The organism is Oscillospiraceae bacterium (assembly GCA_022483045.1).
Lineage (GTDB): Bacteria > Bacillota > Clostridia > Oscillospirales > Acutalibacteraceae > Caproicibacterium.
Genome location: JAKVOA010000001.1, coordinates 671583 through 690090, shown reverse-complemented (window position 1 = coordinate 690090; position 18508 = coordinate 671583). Strand labels below are relative to the sequence as shown.

General features: G+C 52.7%; 15 protein-coding genes and 1 riboswitch. Of the genes, 3 read left to right on the top strand and 12 right to left on the bottom strand.

The genetic code is table 11. The features are described from left to right. Positions 1 to 17: 17 nt before the first annotated feature. The 5 genes from malQ to LKE53_03300 form a co-directional block, all read right to left on the bottom strand. Positions 18 to 1658 carry a 4-alpha-glucanotransferase gene (malQ, locus tag LKE53_03320; GenBank protein ID MCH3971791.1) on the bottom strand — a complete coding sequence of 547 codons (1641 nt, stop codon included), beginning with the start codon at positions 1656 to 1658 and terminating at the stop codon, positions 18 to 20. A gap of 44 nt (positions 1659 to 1702) precedes the next feature. After that, the gene (locus LKE53_03315; protein MCH3971790.1) at positions 1703 to 2575 is read right to left on the bottom strand and encodes a carbohydrate ABC transporter permease; all 873 of its coding nucleotides are present in this window, start codon (positions 2573 to 2575) and stop codon (positions 1703 to 1705) included. Next, a complete protein-coding gene (locus LKE53_03310; protein MCH3971789.1) occupies positions 2575 to 3420 on the bottom strand; it encodes a sugar ABC transporter permease in 846 nt (281 codons plus the stop codon). Before LKE53_03310 ends, LKE53_03315 begins: the two co-directional genes overlap by 1 nt. A 166-nt stretch (positions 3421 to 3586) precedes the next feature. Continuing rightward, positions 3587 to 4993, bottom strand: a complete 1407-nt coding sequence (locus LKE53_03305) for an ABC transporter substrate-binding protein (protein MCH3971788.1) — start codon at positions 4991 to 4993, stop codon at positions 3587 to 3589. Positions 4994 to 5319: 326 nt separating this feature from the next. After that, positions 5320 to 6345, bottom strand: a complete 1026-nt coding sequence (locus LKE53_03300) for a LacI family transcriptional regulator (protein ID MCH3971787.1) — start codon at positions 6343 to 6345, stop codon at positions 5320 to 5322. A 418-nt stretch (positions 6346 to 6763) separates the two neighbouring features. Here LKE53_03300 and pta point away from each other — a divergent pair, with 418 nt between their 5' ends. Together pta and mgtA are read left to right on the top strand one after the other, a co-directional pair. Next, positions 6764 to 7738 carry a phosphate acetyltransferase gene (gene pta, locus LKE53_03295; GenBank protein ID MCH3971786.1) on the top strand — a complete coding sequence of 325 codons (975 nt, stop codon included), beginning with the start codon at positions 6764 to 6766 and terminating at the stop codon, positions 7736 to 7738. Between the two features lie 171 nt (positions 7739 to 7909). Beyond that, positions 7910 to 8069: riboswitch (M-box (ykoK) riboswitch) on the top strand. Between the two features lie 317 nt (positions 8070 to 8386). Next, on the top strand, positions 8387 to 11089 hold the full coding sequence (gene mgtA, locus LKE53_03290) for a magnesium-translocating P-type ATPase (protein ID MCH3971785.1): 2703 nt from the start codon (positions 8387 to 8389) through the stop codon (positions 11087 to 11089). A 68-nt stretch (positions 11090 to 11157) separates the two neighbouring features. Here mgtA and LKE53_03285 read toward each other — a convergent pair whose 3' ends face one another. The 7 genes from LKE53_03285 to LKE53_03255 form a co-directional block, all read right to left on the bottom strand. Next, positions 11158 to 12342, bottom strand: a complete 1185-nt coding sequence (locus LKE53_03285) for an iron-containing alcohol dehydrogenase (GenBank protein ID MCH3971784.1) — start codon at positions 12340 to 12342, stop codon at positions 11158 to 11160. An 80-nt stretch (positions 12343 to 12422) separates the two neighbouring features. Then, positions 12423 to 13835 carry an aminopeptidase gene (locus LKE53_03280; protein MCH3971783.1) on the bottom strand — a complete coding sequence of 471 codons (1413 nt, stop codon included), beginning with the start codon at positions 13833 to 13835 and terminating at the stop codon, positions 12423 to 12425. A gap of 17 nt (positions 13836 to 13852) precedes the next feature. Then, positions 13853 to 14557, bottom strand: a complete 705-nt coding sequence (locus LKE53_03275) for a lytic transglycosylase domain-containing protein (protein ID MCH3971782.1) — start codon at positions 14555 to 14557, stop codon at positions 13853 to 13855. After that, positions 14554 to 15156: a dephospho-CoA kinase gene (gene coaE / locus LKE53_03270; protein MCH3971781.1), complete on the bottom strand. Its 603-nt coding sequence runs from the start codon at positions 15154 to 15156 to the stop codon at positions 14554 to 14556. The genes LKE53_03275 and coaE overlap by 4 nt, the downstream gene beginning before the upstream one ends. After that, positions 15149 to 16168: a threonylcarbamoyl-AMP synthase gene (locus tag LKE53_03265; GenBank protein ID MCH3971780.1), complete on the bottom strand. Its 1020-nt coding sequence runs from the start codon at positions 16166 to 16168 to the stop codon at positions 15149 to 15151. The genes coaE and LKE53_03265 overlap by 8 nt, the downstream gene beginning before the upstream one ends. 19 nt (positions 16169 to 16187) lie before the next feature. Beyond that, positions 16188 to 17270, bottom strand: coding sequence for a peptide chain release factor 1 (gene prfA, locus LKE53_03260; GenBank protein ID MCH3971779.1), 1083 nt, complete (start codon positions 17268 to 17270; stop codon positions 16188 to 16190). 81 nt (positions 17271 to 17351) lie between these two features. Next, positions 17352 to 17555, bottom strand: a complete 204-nt coding sequence (locus tag LKE53_03255) for a DUF951 domain-containing protein (protein ID MCH3971778.1) — start codon at positions 17553 to 17555, stop codon at positions 17352 to 17354. 163 nt (positions 17556 to 17718) lie between these two features. On the opposite strand from LKE53_03255, the gene LKE53_03250 reads away from it, so the two are divergent. Continuing rightward, positions 17719 to 18507 (top strand): biotin--[acetyl-CoA-carboxylase] ligase, encoded by a 789-nt coding sequence (locus LKE53_03250; GenBank protein ID MCH3971777.1) that lies wholly within the window; start codon positions 17719 to 17721, stop codon positions 18505 to 18507. Position 18508: the final 1 nt, after the last annotated feature.

Sequence of the window (18508 nt, the reverse complement as noted above, 5' to 3'; positions counted from 1 at the left end):
TCCTCCTTTAATATCTCTCAAGATTGTACAGATGTATCGGCGTCTGCGGCACAGAAAGCGGGCTTTTTCTCCGGCGCAGCAGCGTTCTTTTTCGTTTCATCTTGCGCTTTGTCTTTTGTTTTGTCTTCGTCTTCCTCTTTTTCGGGCGCTTGGGGTAGGCGGGCATACAGCTCGCTCATGTCGTGCATACGGGTGGAGAGGGCCTCGCTCAACTGGCCTTTCTGCAAACGCCAGCGCCAGTTGGTACCAATGGTCGAGGGGTAGTTGATGCGGGCCTCATTGCCAAGGCCAAGCAAGTCCTGCAGCTGAATGACCGCTGTGTCAGCAACACTTTCGTAGGCTGCGCGGATACAGGCAGCAGGCAGATGCTTTGCCTTTTTGACATGCAGGTAATCACACGCGAAATGCAGAACGCTGCGCGGCATATGGGAAAAGAAACCAACCAGTGTTTCATTGTCATGCGTACCGCCGTATACCACACAGTTTTTGACATAGTGACAGGGCAGGTTGGTGTTTTTGCTTCCGTTGTCAAACGCAAACTCCAAAATTTTCATGCCCGGATAGCCAGCTTTGTCACGCAGTTGCTCCACTTCTGGCACAACACAGCCGAGGTCCTCTGCAATGACCTGAGAGTCCCCCATAGCCCCGCCGATAGCACTGACCAGCGCTTCGCCCGGACCGGGACGCCACTCGCCGTTGACCGCAGTCGTTTCGCCGTATGGAATCGCATAGTAGCGGACAATGCCGATGAAGTGGTCGACCCGCACGATATCGTACAGTTTCGCGGAAAACGCCATACGCTTTTTCCACCATGCAAAGCCATCTTTCTCCATTTCGTCCCAGCGGTAAAGCGGGTTGCCCCACAGTTGGCCAGTGGCACTGAAGTTATCCGGCGGTACACCGGAAACCGCCGTGGGCCGGCGCTGACTGTCCAGTTGAAACAGATCTGGGTGCCGCCACACATCTGCACTGTCAAGCGAAACATAAATGGGAATATCGCCGATAATGCGGATGCCGCGTGCATTCGCGTATGCTTTCAGTTTATACCACTGCTCAAAAAATTTATATTGGCAGAATTTCCAAAAAGCGATGTCTTCCTGCAGCATAAACCGGTAACTCTCTACGGCTTTGGGCAGGCAGGTACGGATATCTTCGGGCCACTTGAGCCACTCATGCGCGCTAAAGTGCATTTTCACCGCCATATAGAAGCTGTAGTCCTCGAGCCAATCTGCATTTTCGCGGCAGAAACGGCGGTAGCCTTCCTTTTGGCGGAAGCCGCTGCGCTCTGCTGCCCTGCGCAGCACTGCAAAGCGATTTTGGTAAATCTTTGCATAGTCAACATCGGCAGGGTTGCTTCCCCAATCGGGAGCGGCAGCCTCTTCCCTAGTGAGCAGGCCCTCCTGTACTAAGGTATCTAAATCAATAAAATACGGGTTGCCGGCGAATGCAGAAAAGCTTTGATAGGGACTGTCCCCGTAGCTTGTCGGCCCCAGCGGCAGCACTTGCCAGTAGCTCTGCCCGGCAGCCTGCAGAAAATCGACAAACTGATAGGCTTCTTTGCCAAACGCGCCAATGCCATACGGCGAGGGCAGGCTGGCCACCGGCAGCAGCACTCCCGCGCCGCGGCCAAGTGATTTCTGCTTTTTCATAATTGGCATATTTCTTCCTTCTTCCCCGGCTTTTGTGCGGGCAACAGCAAGGCTCAGCCTTTTACTGCACCGGCAACAACGCCCTCGATAATGTATTTCTGGCAGAACGCATAGAAAATGATGATTGGAATAATTGCCAAAATCAGCATAGCCATCATGGCACCCATATCAATGCTGCCATACCCGCCCTGCAGGTACTGAATGGCAATCGGGACGGTCGGATAATCTTTGCCCATGACCAGGTACGGCATAAGGTAGTCGTTCCAGACCCACATGGCGTTTAAAATAGCAACGGTAATAGCAGTAGGCTTCATAACTGGCAGCACAATTTTAAAGAAGCACTGCAGCGGATTACAGCCATCAATGGTGGCCGCTTCTTCAATATCAATAGGAATCCCTTTGACAAAGCCCGAAAACATAAACACGGACATGCCCGCGCCAAAGCCCAGATACAACACCAAAATGCCGATTGGATTGGAGAGATGTAGCACATCGGCGACCTTTGTCATAGCGTACATAACCATTTGGAATGGAATAACCATAGAGAAAACGAAAAGGTAATAGAGACCATTGGTGTATTTGTTTTTTACCCGGGTAATAAACCATGCGGTCATGGAGGTAAACAACACAATCAGCAGGACTGCAAACACAGTGATGAAAATAGAACGGCCCAGGGCACCCCAGAAGTGAATCTTTTCAATACCGTTTGCGTAGTTTTTAAAGCCGACAAAGGTCTTTGGCTGAATGCCCGCCTCGCCGAGGTCCTGCTTCGCAAAGGTTGGGAAAGTAAACGGCTGATCGGAGATGAAAAGCTTACCTTTAAAGGAGTTCATCAAAACAATCAGAATAGGGGCAATAAAGAGGCAGGAAATCGCAATGAGGATAATCATAATAACAACATTTGATGTTTTACGTTTCTTTTGCATCAGCTCTCAACCTCCTTGCTGCGGGTAACACGGAGCTGGATCATAGCAATGACTGCAAGAATCACCGCAAACACAACTGCCTTTGCCTGTCCGACACCCTCATAGCCTGGGCGGTTGTAGAAGGTCTTGAAAATATCCAGTGCAACCAAGGCAGAGTCGTTGCCCGGAGCGCCGTTGGTCAAAGCCAGGTTCTGGTCAAAGAGCTTAAAGGAATTGGTCAGGGTCATAAACATGCAGATAGTAATGGAAGGCATAACCATCGGGATTTTAATGCGGAACAAAATCTGCGACGGTGTTGCGCCATCAATTTCGGCGGCCTCGATAAGGTCTGGGCTGACATTCTGCAGGCCGGCAATGTAAATAACCATCATGTAGCCAGTCATCTGCCAGCACATCAGGATAATCAGGCCAAAAATGCCGTACTTGCCGTCACTGGTCAGAGTCAGGCCATAGCGGGCCAAAATGCCGTTGAAGATCAGCTGCCAGATATAGCCCAGTACAATGCCGCCGATAAGGTTTGGCATAAAAAAGATTGTACGGAAAACATTGGTGCCGCGCATTTTACGGGTCAGCAGCAGCGCGAAAATGAAAGCAAACAGATTGATGAGAATGACTGAGGCAATCGTGAAAAGGAACGAACGCCCCAGCGCCGGCAGAAAGGTGTCATCTCCGGAAAAAGCCCGGATGTAGTTTGAGAAGCCAACAAATTTTGCATCCGTTACCGTCGTAAACTTTGCAAAGGAAAGGCCAAAGCCCATGATGAACGGAATGAGGAATGCAATTGCGAAACAGATGAGTGTCGGCAAGGTAAAGACTGCCCAGTATTTTCGCAGTGATTTTTGCATGGTTCAGTTCCCCCTTAAGAATCGAATAAGCGAAAAGTGAAATACGTAAAAGGAATGATGAATGGGCGCGAAACTCTTTAGGCAAAAAAATAGTGAGTGAGTTCTGCAACTGCACCCACTATTTTATCACAGCCTATCAAGCTGACAGACGGCTGCTTGCAAAGTCTTAGCTTTGTGCGGAGGCGGCTGCTTCTGTCTTCCAGGTCTTGACGACATCGCTCTTTACGTCGTCCCAAGTCTTCTGGCCCTGTGCATAAGAGAGCAGGTCAGCGCCGAATTTGTTCTTAAAGTTCTGGCTCGGGAAGCAGGTGAAGTCCCACGGCACGGTCTTGATGCCGGACTTGTTCTGCCACTCAGAAACCTGCTGTGCAAGCGGATCATCGGGGGCCTTGCCCTTAAAGGTATCGTACGGGGCGATAAAGCCCAGACCGCCATCGGTAGAGCTCTTTGTCACATAGTCCATGCCGTCGCCGGTGTACAGCCATTTGAGGAAGTCAAGGGAAGCTTTCTGGTCATCTGCAGAAGCCTTGCTGTTGATGCAGGCAAAGTTTTCTGTACCGATGCACAGGCCCTGCGTTTCTTCACCGGAATGTCCGGTGTAGATTGGCATAAACTTGACATCGTTTTTGTCAACGACATTGCCGTCTACCTTGCCGATATCGCTCCAGACCCAGTTGCCGTTCTGCATCATTGCACACTGGCCCAGTGCAAACTCACCGGTGGAGTCGCCAACGCTCTTGCTGCCCAGCATCTTTTTGTCGGTAACGGAGTTGTTGAGGTAAAGGTCGAAAATATTCTTGTACTCATTTGCGTACTTAAACTGAATTTCCTTTACGTCAGAGTTGACGTCGGTGTTGCTGTCCAGCAGCTCATTGGTAATGGGCACGTTGGCCAGATGAGTCTGCCAGCGCCAGTCTTCGCCGCTCTTTAAGGAAGTGCTTGCAAAGACGCCCTTGATGCCGAGCTTGCTCTTTTTGGCGGTCATGTCTTCGACAACAGCCTTGAGTTTTGTGAAGTTGTTGATTTCGTCCACGCTCTTTGCCTTGGCGCCGTCAAGCTTAAAGTATTTATCCATAATCGCCTGATTATAAATGATACCGTAGCCTTCTACTGCCAGCGGCAGGCCAACAATCTTGCTGCCATCTTTTAGTGCCAAGGATTTGTCTGTCAGGTGCTTTGCTAAGTCGGAGCTGGTCAGGTCAGAGCAGTAGCTGCCCCAGGTTTTGTAGCCGACAGGGCCGTTGCAGATAAAGATGGTTGGGGCATCGCTCTTAGCCATTTCAGACTTTAAGGTCTGCTCGTAAGTGCCGCTTGCCGCGGTCTGTACCTTTACCTGCACGCCGGTCTTTTCAGTGTAGGCCTTGGCAATGGCGGTAAACTGGTCTGCCTGCTCGGGCTTAAAGTTCAGGTAATAGACCTGCCCTTTCCCGGTTGCTGCGGTGGAGCCGGCAGCAGAAGCAGTACTGCCTGCAGCAGAGCTGCTGGAGCTGGAGCCGCACCCGGCAAACGAAACCGCTGCCAGTGAAGCTGCCAATACAGCTGCACAAATTCGTTTTGCGTTCTTTTTCATCATTCACACTCTCCTTTTTCAATTACAACTGCAACAAAGATTCTTTCCTCTTTCTCCCTTTTTCATTCCTCAAATCGCTTTTTGTTTGCGGAAATGCCTGTTTGTAAGAAACGGTTTCGGAAACGTTTTCGGGATTGACTACATAATAGCACAGCCTTTTTGCAAATGCAATAGTTTTTGTGAAATTTTTGAAAAAAATATTTTGATTGTCTATTGTTTTTTGCTATTATTTTTGAGATCCGCCAAAAAGCAACAAAGCGGCAGCAAATGCTGCCGCTGAAAACTATGCAATCTGCTCTTTTCCGTACAATCCGCTTTCTGCCCAAAAATCACAGATTTCCCGGGGAAATGCACGATCCTCCGGTAACGATTTCAGTAGGGAAAATGATATGGCGGTTGGGTCCTTTCTTCTCCATTAAACTGACAAGCACCTCGACAGTCTTTTTTGCAATCTCTTCTTTAGGCTGGCGCACTGTACAAATGGAGGGCTCATAAAAACGAGCAATATCGGTGCCATCAAAGCCCATAACGGAAATGTCCTGCGGCACACGCAGGCCGGCATTAAAAATTGCCTTGCAGGCGCCCACGGCAAGCTGGTCCGCCACGCCGAAAACCGCAGTTGGCCGGCAGCCGCTCGCAAGCAGCTCGCAGGCCGCATCATAGCCGCGCTGCATGGTAAACAGCCCGCAGTAGCGCACCAGAGCGGGATCCAAAGCAATGCCGTGCGCCGTGAGTGCATCCTGATACCCGCGCAGACGCTGGCCGGAAACGCCGCCGGCATCGTTTTCAATACCGCCAAGAATCGCAATTTTGCGGTGACCAATGGAGCACAGGTAATTCACTGCCTCAAACGCGGCCTGCCGGTCGTCTACATGCACACTGGAATATTCGCTGTGCTCAATATCGGTAAGAGTTGTGGTACAGAAAACGGTGGGCACCGGCAGGCGCTTGAGCTGCTCTAGTGTACGGATAAAATAGCCGCCGCAGATGATAAGCCCCTGCAGGCGCTTTTCCATAACCAACTGCACCGCCGTATCGACGCCGCTGACCCCGTTTGTCACACGGTGAGGCACCAGCGTATAACCGTAGTGGTTGATTTCTGACTCTATAATATCGGAAAGGTCGGTAACAAAGGGAGTTGCGCTGCCCTCCATCAGCAGCCCAACCGAGTTGCTGTGGGTACGCTTCAGGTTGCGGGCAGCGTTGTTTGGCTGGTAGTCGCACTGCTCGATGACGCGCTGCACGCGCTCTTTTGTAGTTTCGCTTACATCGGGATAATTATTTAAAACGCGCGACACAGTTGTGACGGACACGCCAGCCATTTTTGCAATATCTTTTATACTCAGTGAACTCATAACGCATATACTTCCTGTCTGCAGGCAGCAGCGGGCAGGCCTGCAAAAATGCACGAATTTTTTGAATAATGCCCGCTGAAAATTAGTTTTATAGTATCATCTTCTGTTACGCATGTCAAACCCGCTGTGCGGCCCCGTGCGGGTGGCCCCGCCCCGCTGGAACAGCGCCTCTGTACAGGCAGCAAAAAACGCGTTGCAAAGGCACACAGGTCCGACCCTTTCTTGGGGAGATGTGCTGGTTTTCCACTAGTATTTTAGTAGAATACACAAATAATCATCGCAATTTTTCACAAAATTTAACTCTTTTCTCTTTGTTTTATTTGATGCAGGGTGTATAATATGGAAAGAATCAAATTCGTTTACCGCCTGATTCTTTCAGGCCAGATAATACATATTATATGGAAGGACGAAACGATACATGCTTGAAAAAATGATTGAGACCCTAAAAGCAAATCCCCGCAAACTCGTATTTACAGAGGGCACCGATGTCCGAATCCTGACCGCAGCCAGCCGGCTGAAAAAAGACGGCTTCCTCACTCCCCTGCTGGTCGGCAAAGAGGCCGATGTAAAGGCCGCCGCAAAGGGCGCCGGGCTGGATATTGACGGCATTGAGATCATTGACATTGATACATTCCCCGATTTTGAAAAAATGGTTGCTAAGATGGTCGAGCTGCGCCGCGGCAAAATGGACGAGCCCACCTGCCGCGCAAACCTGAAAAAGTCCAACTACTTCGGCACCATGCTGGTAAAGATGGGTTATGCCGATGCCCTGCTGGGCGGCGCCACCTACTCTACTGCCGATACCGTGCGCCCGGCGCTGCAGCTGATTAAATGCAAGCCCGGCCACAAGATTGTAAGCAGCTGCTTCGTTCTGGACCGTCCTGACGGAAAAGGCGGAGAAGAAGCCTACGCCATGGGCGACTGCGCTATCAACATTGACCCGGATGCAGACCAACTGGTCGAAATTGCACAGGGCACCGCCGAAACCGCCCGTCTTTTTGGCATTGACCCGAAGGTCGCCATTCTTTCTTACAGCACCAAAGGCTCCGGCAAAGGCGAAAGTGTTGACAAAATGCGCACAGCCACCGAAAAGCTGCTGGCAACCAACCCGGACTTCCCCGCGGATGGCGAGCTGCAGTTCGATGCCGCTGTTGTGCCGGAAGTGGCCGCACTGAAAGCGCCCGGCTCTAAAGTAGCAGGCAAAGCAAATGTCTATATCTTCCCGGATATCAACGCCGGCAACATCGCCTACAAGATGGTGCAGCGCCTGGGTGGATTTGAGGCAATGGGCCCGATTCTGGCCGGCCTGAATGCCCCAATCAACGACCTTTCCCGCGGCTGCAACGCCGAAGAAGTGTACAAGATGGCAATTATCACCGCTGCACAGAAGTAAGAGCAGCAGGAAAAAATAAAATTTCTACAAATCTGCGGGCAAATGCGCAAACAGCGCTCTGCCCGCTTTTTGCTGCGCTTTTGGGCGATAAACGCACTTTTTTGCTTTTTTCTTCGCTTTTTCGCAAAAAGTGTTGACAAAGCGCTTGATTTGCCTATAATTAAAAACGGATTCGATATCTGGTAGGTGAGGCTCCTACAGGGATACGGGCTGCTGCCGCGGAGTGGTGGAGACACTATGAGAAGGTCTGAACAGGTTATATCGACAACAAGGTATAACATAATGCAGTTTCACCGCCCTGTAAAGCTAAAGCTCAAACATCGGTGCGGAAAATGGCTGTGTTCTCTTTCCCATGCAGGTGCTTTGGGCATTTGCATGGTTTTTTTATTCTGCTGTGCACCAGTGTACCGATGACGGATTATTCTGATAATAACAGAGCAAAATTGTGAGGTGAGAAGAATGGACGCAGGAAGTAATGGCGGCACAAAACCTGGCGGGCGAAGTACCGCAGAGAACAGGCCCTTTTCCCGCGGCCTGTTCTTCTGCACGCACTTTTTAAAACAGTAACACTGTTTTTTGCCCCAACCCGACGTGTCGTACTTCCATGCAGTTAGTTCTACAGTAAGCAAGAAATGGAGGTACAGACCTATGAAAAAGAAATTAGAGCCCCGCACCGCCGCAACAAAGGTGCACTCGGTTAATGAGCGGCTCACTGCCGCTGTACAGCAGACCCCGGAAGAAGCCTGCCGCCAGCTGCACACCACCGACCGCGGCCTGACAGAAGAGCAGGCGGAGCAGGCCCGCGATGAATTTGGCACCAACGTAGTTACGCATGGCAAAAAGACACCACTGCTGCTGCGTGTCTTAAAATCATTTGCTGACCCGTTTACTGGCATTTTGATTCTGCTGGTAATTGTGTCTGTTTTTACGGATATCGTAATTCCACCGGCCAGCCAGAAAAACCCGGCCACGGTGATTATTATTCTGAGTATTATTCTGCTTTCCGGTATTATTCGCTTTGTACAGGAAACCCGCAGCGGCGGCGCCGCCGAAAAGCTCTCTGAAATGATTCGTACAACCACCTGCGTCGAGCGTGTGGAAAACGGCCGGCAGGAAATCCCACTGGACGAAGTGGCTGTGGGCGACATTGTGCATCTGAGCGCCGGCGACATGATTCCAGCCGACATGCGCATTATCGTTGCGAAAGACCTGTTTGTCAGCCAGTCTGCCCTGACCGGCGAAAGCGAGCCAGTGGAAAAATACGTGTGCCAGACCACTGGCAGCCAATCCATTACTGAAAACCCAAACGCCGCCCTGATGGGCACCACCGTCATCAGCGGCGCGGCGCGCGGTGTGGTGTGCGCCGTGGGCAACCAGACCATGCTGGGCAGCATGGCAAAGGAGCTCGCCGCAAAGCCGCCCAAGACCAGCTTTGAAAAAGGCATTGACTCCGTGTCGTGGGTCCTCATTCGCTTTATGCTGGTGATGGTGCCTATCGTGCTGTTTATCAATGGCTTTACCAAAGGCGACTGGATGAGTGCTCTGCTGTTTGCAATCTCAGTGGCAGTGGGCCTGACCCCCGAAATGCTGCCAATGCTGGTGACTACCTGCCTGGCAAGCGGCGCCATGGCCATGTCGAAAAAGAAAGTCATTATTAAGAATCTAAATTCCATACAGGATTTAGGCTCGATGGATATTCTCTGCACAGATAAGACCGGCACCCTGACCCAGGACAAAGTTGCCCTGGAGTACAACCTCAATTTGCAGGGGCAGGAAGACCCGCGTGTGCTGCGCCATGGCTTTTTAAACAGCTACTACCAGACCGGGCTGAAAAACCTGATGGACTTGGCGATTATCGACCGTACCCGCGAGCTGGAGGGCAACACCCCAGTGCTGCAGGGAATTGCAAAAAACTACACAAAAGTAGACGAAATTCCCTTTGACTTTGACCGCCGCCGCATGAGCGTGGTGGTCGCGGACAAAAACGGCAAAACACAGATGATTACAAAGGGCGCTGTAGAGGAAATGTTGAGCGTTTCCTCTTTTGCCGAGTATGAAGGCAAAGTGGTGCCGCTGACTGAGGATATGAAAGCGGTCGTACGCAGCAAAATTGGCGAACTAAACGCCGCCGGCCTGCGAGTCATTGCTGTCGCGCAAAAAACCAATCCCTCCCCTGTCGGCGCGTTTTCCGTAAAGGACGAGAGCAGCATGGTCTTAATCGGCTACCTAGCCTTTTTGGACCCGCCCAAAGAAACTGCGCGCGCGGCAGTCGCCGCGCTGCAGAAGTATGGCGTCAGCGTAAAGGTGCTTACCGGCGACAACGACCGGGTCACCTGCTGTGTCTGCCGCAAGGTAGGCATTCCCACTGACAAGATTCTGCTGGGCGAGCAGATTGAGCAGATGTCTGACGATGAGTTGAAAAAGCGCGCCGAGGCCACCTCTGTCTTTGCAAAGCTGACCCCCACGCAAAAGGCACGCATTGTGCGTCTTTTGCGGGAAGACGGACACACGGTCGGCTACATGGGTGACGGTATTAATGACGCCGCAGCTATGAAAGCTTCTGATGTAGGTATTTCAGTAGATACCGCTGTCGATATTGCAAAAGAGAGTGCCCACGTTATCCTGCTGGAAAAAGACCTGATGATTTTAAAACAGGGCATTTTAGAGGGCCGCAAAACCTACGGCAATATGATCAAGTACATTAAAATGTCCTCTTCCTCCAACTTTGGCAACATTTTTTCGGTACTGGTGGCAAGCGCTTTCCTGCCGTTTCTGCCCATGCGAGCGGTGCACCTGCTGCTTCTAAACCTGTTGTATGACATCACCTGCATCTCTCTGCCGTGGGATAATGTTGACAAAGAGTTTTTGGCAAAGCCGCGCAAATGGGATGCTTCGTCAATCGGGCGCTTTATGGCCTGGATGGGACCGACCAGCTCGGTCTTTGATATTGCGACGTACTGCATTCTGTACTTTATCCTCTGCCCAGCTGTATGCGGCGGGCAGACCTACCGCGCCATTACCGACCCGGCTGTGAAAACGCTGTTTGTTTCTGTATTCCAGACCGGGTGGTTCGTCGAGTCGATGTGGACCCAGACCTCAGTGATTCACATGATTCGCACACCGAAAATTCCGTTTGTACAGAGCCGCGCTTCCCGCCCAGTCATGCTGATGACAGCCGCAGGCATTGCGGTGGTCACGCTGCTGCCCTACACCCCGCTGAGTGCACTGCTTGGCTTTACGCAGCTGCCGGCCGTTTACTTTGCCTGGCTTATCTTAGTAGTGGTATGCTACATGCTGCTGGCAACCTTTGCAAAGAACCTATATGTACGCCGCTATGGCGAACTGCTGTAAAATAAAACAAACGTTACAAAAGGCCGCTGCACCAAAAAAGTGCAGCGGCCTTTTTCTATGTATTGGATTTAATAATTTGCGCTGTTGTAAATATCGTAAGCCGCCGGAACATCCAGCTTGCAAAACGTACCCACGGTGCGCTGGCCGCCATACATGCAGTTTTCTGCAAGCTGGTGCAGCGTTTTCTCCGGCTGGATACCAACGCCGGTCAGCTCAGAAAAACAGGTAGGCATACCTAAAAAGCGGAAGAAACGTACGGTAAGCGCCACGCCGGCGCGCGCTTTCTGTTCTTCTGTACCGCTATGTACGCCCCATACATTTTGGGCATAGCGGGCAAAACGCGGCATGCCGCTGGACATAACATAATTGGCCCAGGAATCCCACACTGCAGAAAGGCTGGCGCCGTGCGCAACATCAAACATCGCGCTCAACTCGTGCCCCAGCTGATGCACAGAAAAGTCTTTTTCATTGCCAAGACCCGTAAGGCCGTTGTGTGAAATGCTGCCGCACCACATCAGCTCACTCATGGCATCATAGTCGTGCGGGTTGCGGTGGGCCACCTGGCCGTTGCGGATAATGACCCGCATAACAGCCTCGGCCAGTTCGTCGGTCAATTGGTTATTGTGGTCCACAGTAAAGTAGCGGTCAAGCGTGTGCATCAGCATATCAGTAATGCCACAGGAAAGCTGAAACGATGGAAGCGTGTAGGTGAGCTCCGGATTAAGCACCGCGAAACGGGGGCGGTTAAAATCTGCACTGAGGCCACGCTTGCACTTAGTCGTTTCGTCTGTCAAAACCGCAGAGTCGCTGGTCTCGCTGCCGGAAGCCGGCAGGGTCAGTACCACACCCACCGGCAGAGCGCCTGCAGCAGGTACCTTTTTGCACCAGATATCCCAAATGTCGCTCTGCGGATCCTTTAAACTCACCGCGACTGCTTTGGCAGTGTCAATGACGCTGCCGCCGCCCACTGCCAGCAGAAAATCCGCGCCAAAGGCGACAGCGCGCTTGGCAGCTTCGCGTACAAAGGCGACCCGGGGGTTTGGCTGCACCCCGCCCATCATTTCATAGGCAAGGCCCTTGTTGACCAGTTCCTTGGCAATGCGGCCGGTAAGCCCGCTGCGCACCGCACTGCCGCCACCATAGAGAAGAAAGACACGGCTGCCGCCGTACTTTTGAATCTCCTCCGCGGTTTTCAGCTCTGCCTCTTTTCCAAAGAGGACTTCCGTGGGGCAATGAAACTCGAAACTCTGCATCAGTCTATCCCTCCAGCTTCCTGTACAAGCTTTTTTGTACAGAGCGGCCCGCGGCCGCTTTGGTTTTTTCCGTATCTTTTTTATTCCGCTTCAAAAAATACTTTCATAGCCTGATAGGTCATGTACTCATCCAACTTGCTGACAACCTCAAATGGAGAGTGCATGGAAAGGACCGGCACGCCAACATCGATAACGTCTACATTAAGGTTGGCAATATACATGGCAACTGTTCCGCCGCCGCCGGCATCGATTTTGCCCATTTCACCAATCTGCCAGAGAACCTCGTTTTTGTCAAACAGGCGTCGGATCTCGGAAACGAACTCCGCACGTGCGTCGCTGGTATCATACTTTCCGGCAGCACCGGTGTATTTGCAGACACCAACGCCGTTATTTAAGTAAGTCGCGTTGTTTGCTTCGTACACATCGGCGTAGTTCGGGTCAAACGCCGCAGTGACATCTGCAGACAAGCAGCGGGATTTTGCAAAGACATAGCGCGCTTTGGTGCCCTCTGCCTCGGCAAGGTCCTCTACAAAATCATACAGGAAGTGTGATTGCATGCCGGTGTTGCCCATGCTGCCGATTTCTTCACGATCGGCAAAAATAGTGATATTGGTCTGGGCTGGGTTCTTTACCTTGACTGCAGCCATCAGCTCAGCATAGGCGCAGGAGCGGTCGTCCTGACCATAGGCACCAACCAGGGAGCGGTCAAAGCCGATATCACAGGGGTGGTATGCCGGAACAAAAGCAATATCAGCAGAAACGAAATCTTCCTCGGTAATACCGAATTGTTCATTGAGCAGGCGCATGGTGTTGAGCTTAAATAGGTTCTTGCCCTCTTCATCGCGTACTGGGCGGCTGCCGACCAGGACATTCAGCTTCTCGCCCTCAATGGCTTTACTCATTGCCTTAGCTTCCTGCTCGCGGGCAAGATGCGGCAGCAAATCGCTGATGGTAAACAGCGGATCGCCGGGCTTTTCGCCGAGGCTTATATCTACAGTTGTGCCATCTTTGCGGCAGATGCGGCCGTGCATAGCCAGCGGAATTGTGGTCCACTGGTACTTTTTAATGCCGCCATAATAATGGGTTTTGAGCTGGGCCAAGTCGTCCTGCTCAAAAAGCGGATGGGGTTTTAAATCCAGCCGTGGGCAGTCGATATGGGCAGCCTCAATGCGCACACCGTTTTTGCAGCCTTCTGTACCAAAGGTTGTCAGCATCAGGGACTTGCCGCGGTTATTTACATAGACACGGTCGCCCGCCTGATAGGTCTTGGCAGGGTCATACGCGGTAAAGCCAGCGTCCTGCGCAATTTTCAGTGCGGCAATGACGGCCTCGCGCTCGGTTTTTGCATTTTGCAGAAAGGCTTTATACCCCTCACAAAAGGTATCTGCCTTTTTTACTCTTGCATCACTGACTGAGAAAAAGCCGTTTTTACGGTTGACCAAAAGCTGCTCGGCCAGTTCTTTTGCGGACTGTTTTTCATTCTTTTTTGCCACTGTAGTAAATCCTCCTATCATTTTTTTGATGAATCTGAAACGGATGAGAGCGAAATCTCATTCCGGGTACTGTCTGTATCATAAAGCTTTTTATAGGCTGCGTAATTCTGCATGACAAGCTTGGTGTAGGCACTGGTTTCGGGGAAAGGAATCTGACTCAGGGTTTTGCCATCGGCAGAGAGCGACTTGTCCTTGAGCCATCCGCTCACGTTGCCCATGCCGGCGTTGTAGGCGGCAAGGGCTGTGGACTTGTCAGAATAGGTTTTAAACAAAATTGAGAGGTACTTGCAGCCGTAATGAATGTTTATCTGCGGGTCATACAGATCTTCGTCGGTATACGTTTTCTGCGAAGCGACACTGCTGCTGTCGTTTTGTATCAGCCAGGAAAATGTATCCGGCATAAGCTGCATTAGGCCGATGGCACCCGCCCGCGACACACACTTGGGGTCAAAGTTGCTTTCCTGCTTGATGACGGCGTAGACCATGGAGGGTTCCAGGTGATAGGCAGCAGACTCTTTTTCCACATAAGCCGCGTAGGTACGCGGGTACACAGAGGAATCAAATCGCCTTTTGGCGTGCTGCAGAGAGCCGGCAGAAAAGTAAACCACCAGCACGACAATCACAACAAGCGGCAAAAGCAGCAGAGCACGGTTGCGCAGCACAACAAAGCTGTGCCTGCGGTGGGCCTTCTCTCTTTTTTTTGTATTTTTTGTGCTGTTCATACGTTTTCACCAAGCCAAAGACCCAGCTGCACCTGTGCACGGGCGGGAATGTCCGCCTGCGGCAAAGCACCGTCTAAAATACAATCGGCGTGCTGCCGAAAAAAGGCATCATCATGCTGCGAAGCCATACGGCGCTCTGCCTCTTTTGGGGTAATGCCATCGCGCTTTTCTATGCGCGCCAGGCGCACCTGCCGCGGGGCCAGCACCGCCGCTGTGACCCGGCAGAGTTTTTCAAGGCCGCCCTCAAAAAGCAGTGGGGCGTCGATAACGACCGCCCGCACATTCTGCTTTTCGTACAGCCGCATTTCCCGGGCAATCTCGGCACCGATGGCCGGGTGGGTAATGGCATTCAGCCGCTGCACAGAAGCAGCATCCGCAAAAGCACGCGCCGCTAGCAGCCGGCGGTTTAAAATACCATTCTGTAAAATATCTGTACCGAACTCACCTTGCAGCTTTTGCTGCACTGCAGGACTTTCGGTGACTGTTTTTGCCAGCGCATCACAGTCAATGACCGCACAGCCCAGTGCACGGAAAGCAGCCGTCCATGTTGACTTTCCGGCGCCGGTGGGGCCGGTCAGGCCGATGACAAAGCTAGCCAAGATGAATCACCTCAAAGCCGGCAGCACGAATCAAGCGGTTGTAAACGGCGAGGCCTACGCCTTTTGGTGCCGGGCAGCGGGCATAGACCGTTTTGGCGCCGCGCTCATCAAAGGAGCGCAGGGCATCAAACAGTTCGTGTGCCTTGGCAGCATCGTCTGAACGGCCGCCGTAGCAGATGGCAGGCACCCGTAGATTTTTGTCGTCGCCGTCATAGCACAGTGCCATAACTCCCACGGCGGCGTGTTCATTGACGTAATCGGCGTACTGTTTGTCGGTGCCATCCAGAATAATCACGTCTGCCTTAGGAGAATAGTGTTTATACTTCATACCAGGAGAAGCGGCGCGTACGCCGGGCTTCAGCGGATGCAGCACAGCGTCGTCCATATCAACCCGGCCCAAAACAGCACGCAGCTGCTCCAGCGTAATGCCGCCCGGACGCAAAAGGCGTGGCGGGTCTGAGGCCAGAGTAATGACCGTGCTTTCAACACCAACCCCGCAGGGGCCGCCATCCAGTACGGCGTCAATTTTGCCGCCTAAGTCGTGCAGCACATGCTGCGCAGTGGTGGGGCTGGGCCTGCCAGAGGTGTTGGCCGAGGGTGCCGCAAGCGGCAGCCCGCTTTCCATAATCAGCCGCTGTGCCGCCGGGTGGGATGGAAACCGTATAGCAACCGTGGGCATACCCGCGCTTACGACATCGGGAATGCAGTCGGCTTTGGGCAGGACCATGGTCATGGGGCCGGGCCAAAAGGCCTCTGCCAGTTTTTTTGCCGCCGGCGGTACCTGTGCCACCAGGCCGTAAATCTGCTCAAACTTCGCGATATGCACAATCAGCGGATTGTCCGCTGGGCGGCCTTTTGCCGCGAAGATCTTTTTTACTGCTTCGCTATTTTTGGCATCTGCCGCAAGACCATAGACCGTCTCTGTAGGCATGCCGACCAAACCACCGTGCTGCAGGATTTCTGCTGCGCGAGCAAAGCCGGCATCATCTGTTTTTAAGGATTCTGTCTGCAAAGGAACCCCCTCTTTTCTGTCAGTCTGATTCATCATTCATTGTCTGTTTCATCTGCTGGGCACGGTCCGCCGCAATGAGCGGGTCGATGATTTGGTCCAGCGCGCCGTTAAGCACATCTTCCAGCCGGTATATCGTTAAGCCGATACGGTGGTCGGTGACGCGCCCCTGTGGGTAGTTGTAGGTACGGATGCGCTCGCTGCGGTCGCCGCTGCCCACTTGGCTGCGGCGCTCGGAAGCAATGGCGTCGTCGTGCTTCTGCTGCTCCATGTGCAGCAGGCGGCTGCGCAGCACCCGCATTGCTTTGTCTTTATTCTTGTACTGACTGCGTTCATCCTGGCACTCAACCACCAAACCGGTAGGCAGATGCGTAATGCGGATGGCAGAGCTGGTTTTGTTAATATGCTGGCCACCCGCGCCACTAGAGCGGTACGTATCAATCTGCAGGTCTTTGGGGTCAATCTGCACCTCTACCTCGTCTGCCTCGGGCAGAACAGCAACTGTGGCAGTGGAGGTATGAATGCGGCCCTGCGCCTCAGTTTCGGGCACGCGCTGCACGCGGTGCACGCCGCTTTCGTACTTGAGGCGTGACCACGCGCCTGCGCCGGTAACCATAAAGCTGATTTCTTTATAGCCGCCAAGTTCAGTTTCATTGACATTTAAAAGCTCGGTCTGCCAGCCGCGGTTTTGTACATACATGGTGTACATACGGTACAGAACAGCCGAAAACAGGGCTGCCTCTTCCCCACCCGCACCGCCACGGATTTCGACGATTACATTTTTGTCGTCGTTGGGGTCTTTGGGCAGCAGCAGAATCTTAATTTTCTCGGTCAGCTGTACAAGCTTTTGCTCGGCCTCTTTAAGCTGCTGCTGCGCCAAGCCGTGCAGGTCGCGGCTAGCACTGTCGGCTAAAATCTCCTGTGCCTCGCTGCGGTCTTTTTCGGCAGCACAGTACTGCCGGTAGTGCACAACCAGCGGCTCAAGCTCGCCGTATTCTTTCATCAGCTGCGCATAAAGCGCCGGGTCCGACGCCGTGGCCGGCTCGCACAGGCGGACATTTAATTCTTCCAGCCGTCTGGAAAAGACTTCAAGGTTTTCAAACATAAATGCGATTTACTCCTTTGGAAACAGGTACAGCGGACCGACGGAAAAACAGCCCTGCTGTCTGAAAGGTACAAAATCCTTTCAACTGTGGGGCTGCTTTTCTGCTGTGGGGCGTGTGATTTTTCGGATATTCTTTTCGCATTTGCGCCGCGGCAGCATAATTTCGTGTCCGCAGCGGGTACAGCGAATTTTAAAATCCATGCCGGCCCGCAAAACCAGAAAGGTACTGCAGCCGCAGGGATGCGGCTTTTTCATCAGCAGAACATCGCCGGGGCGAACATCCATTTTTACCGCTCCTTTCAGGCGTACGCATATAATATTAGTATAGCATTCCATTGGCATAGAAACAACCTGTTTTTTTGCTTTTTCTTTCACACCGCAGCGAGGGCTTGCCGTTTTCGTATTTTGCGTTTAAGATAATAAAAAGAACAAAAAGGAGACAGAATATATGCAGCAGGAAGCGGCGCTGAATGCCCCCGCTGTTTTGCGGGGACTGCACACAAACACACTCGGAAAAAATTTGTACTGTCTGGCAGAAACAGGCTCTACCAATGAAGAAATCAAACGAATGGCGCGCGCCGGCGCACCGGATGGCACCACCGTGACCGCTGAACGACAGACCGGCGGCAAAGGGCGGCTGGGCCGCAGCTGGCACAGCCCGCAGGGCGGCGGTCTGTACTTTACAGTACTGCTGCGTGGGCGCCACCTACCAAACCCTGTGACAAACGCACCGCTGCTTGCGGGTCTGGCCGTCTGTACGGCGCTGCGGGAATCTTTTGGCACGGACGCGCACATCAAGTGGCCAAACGACGTGGTCATCGGCAGCCGGAAAGTCTGCGGCATTTTATGTGAAGCGGGCACAGACCCAAGCGGCTGTACCTGGGCAGCTGTGGGTATCGGCATCAACGTAGGCAACTCTGCTTTTCCGCCGGAACTCGCCGTGCGGGCAACTTCTCTGCTGCTGGAAACCGGCAGGACCTGCACCCGCTGTGTTGTGCTGCAGCGCATCCTCGAAAAAATGGAGCCGCTTCTGGAAAGCGGCTCCCTGCCGGAAAGCTACACGCGGCTGTGCGTTTCTCTTGGCCGGCAGGTCTCCTATTTTCGTGGACAGCAGAAAAAGACCGGCACCGCCTGCGGCATTACCCCGGCAGGGGAATTGCTGGTACAGCTGCCCGGCGGCAGTACGGAAGCGGTTGGCTCCGGCGAAGTAACCGTGCAGGGCATCTATGGCGAATAGC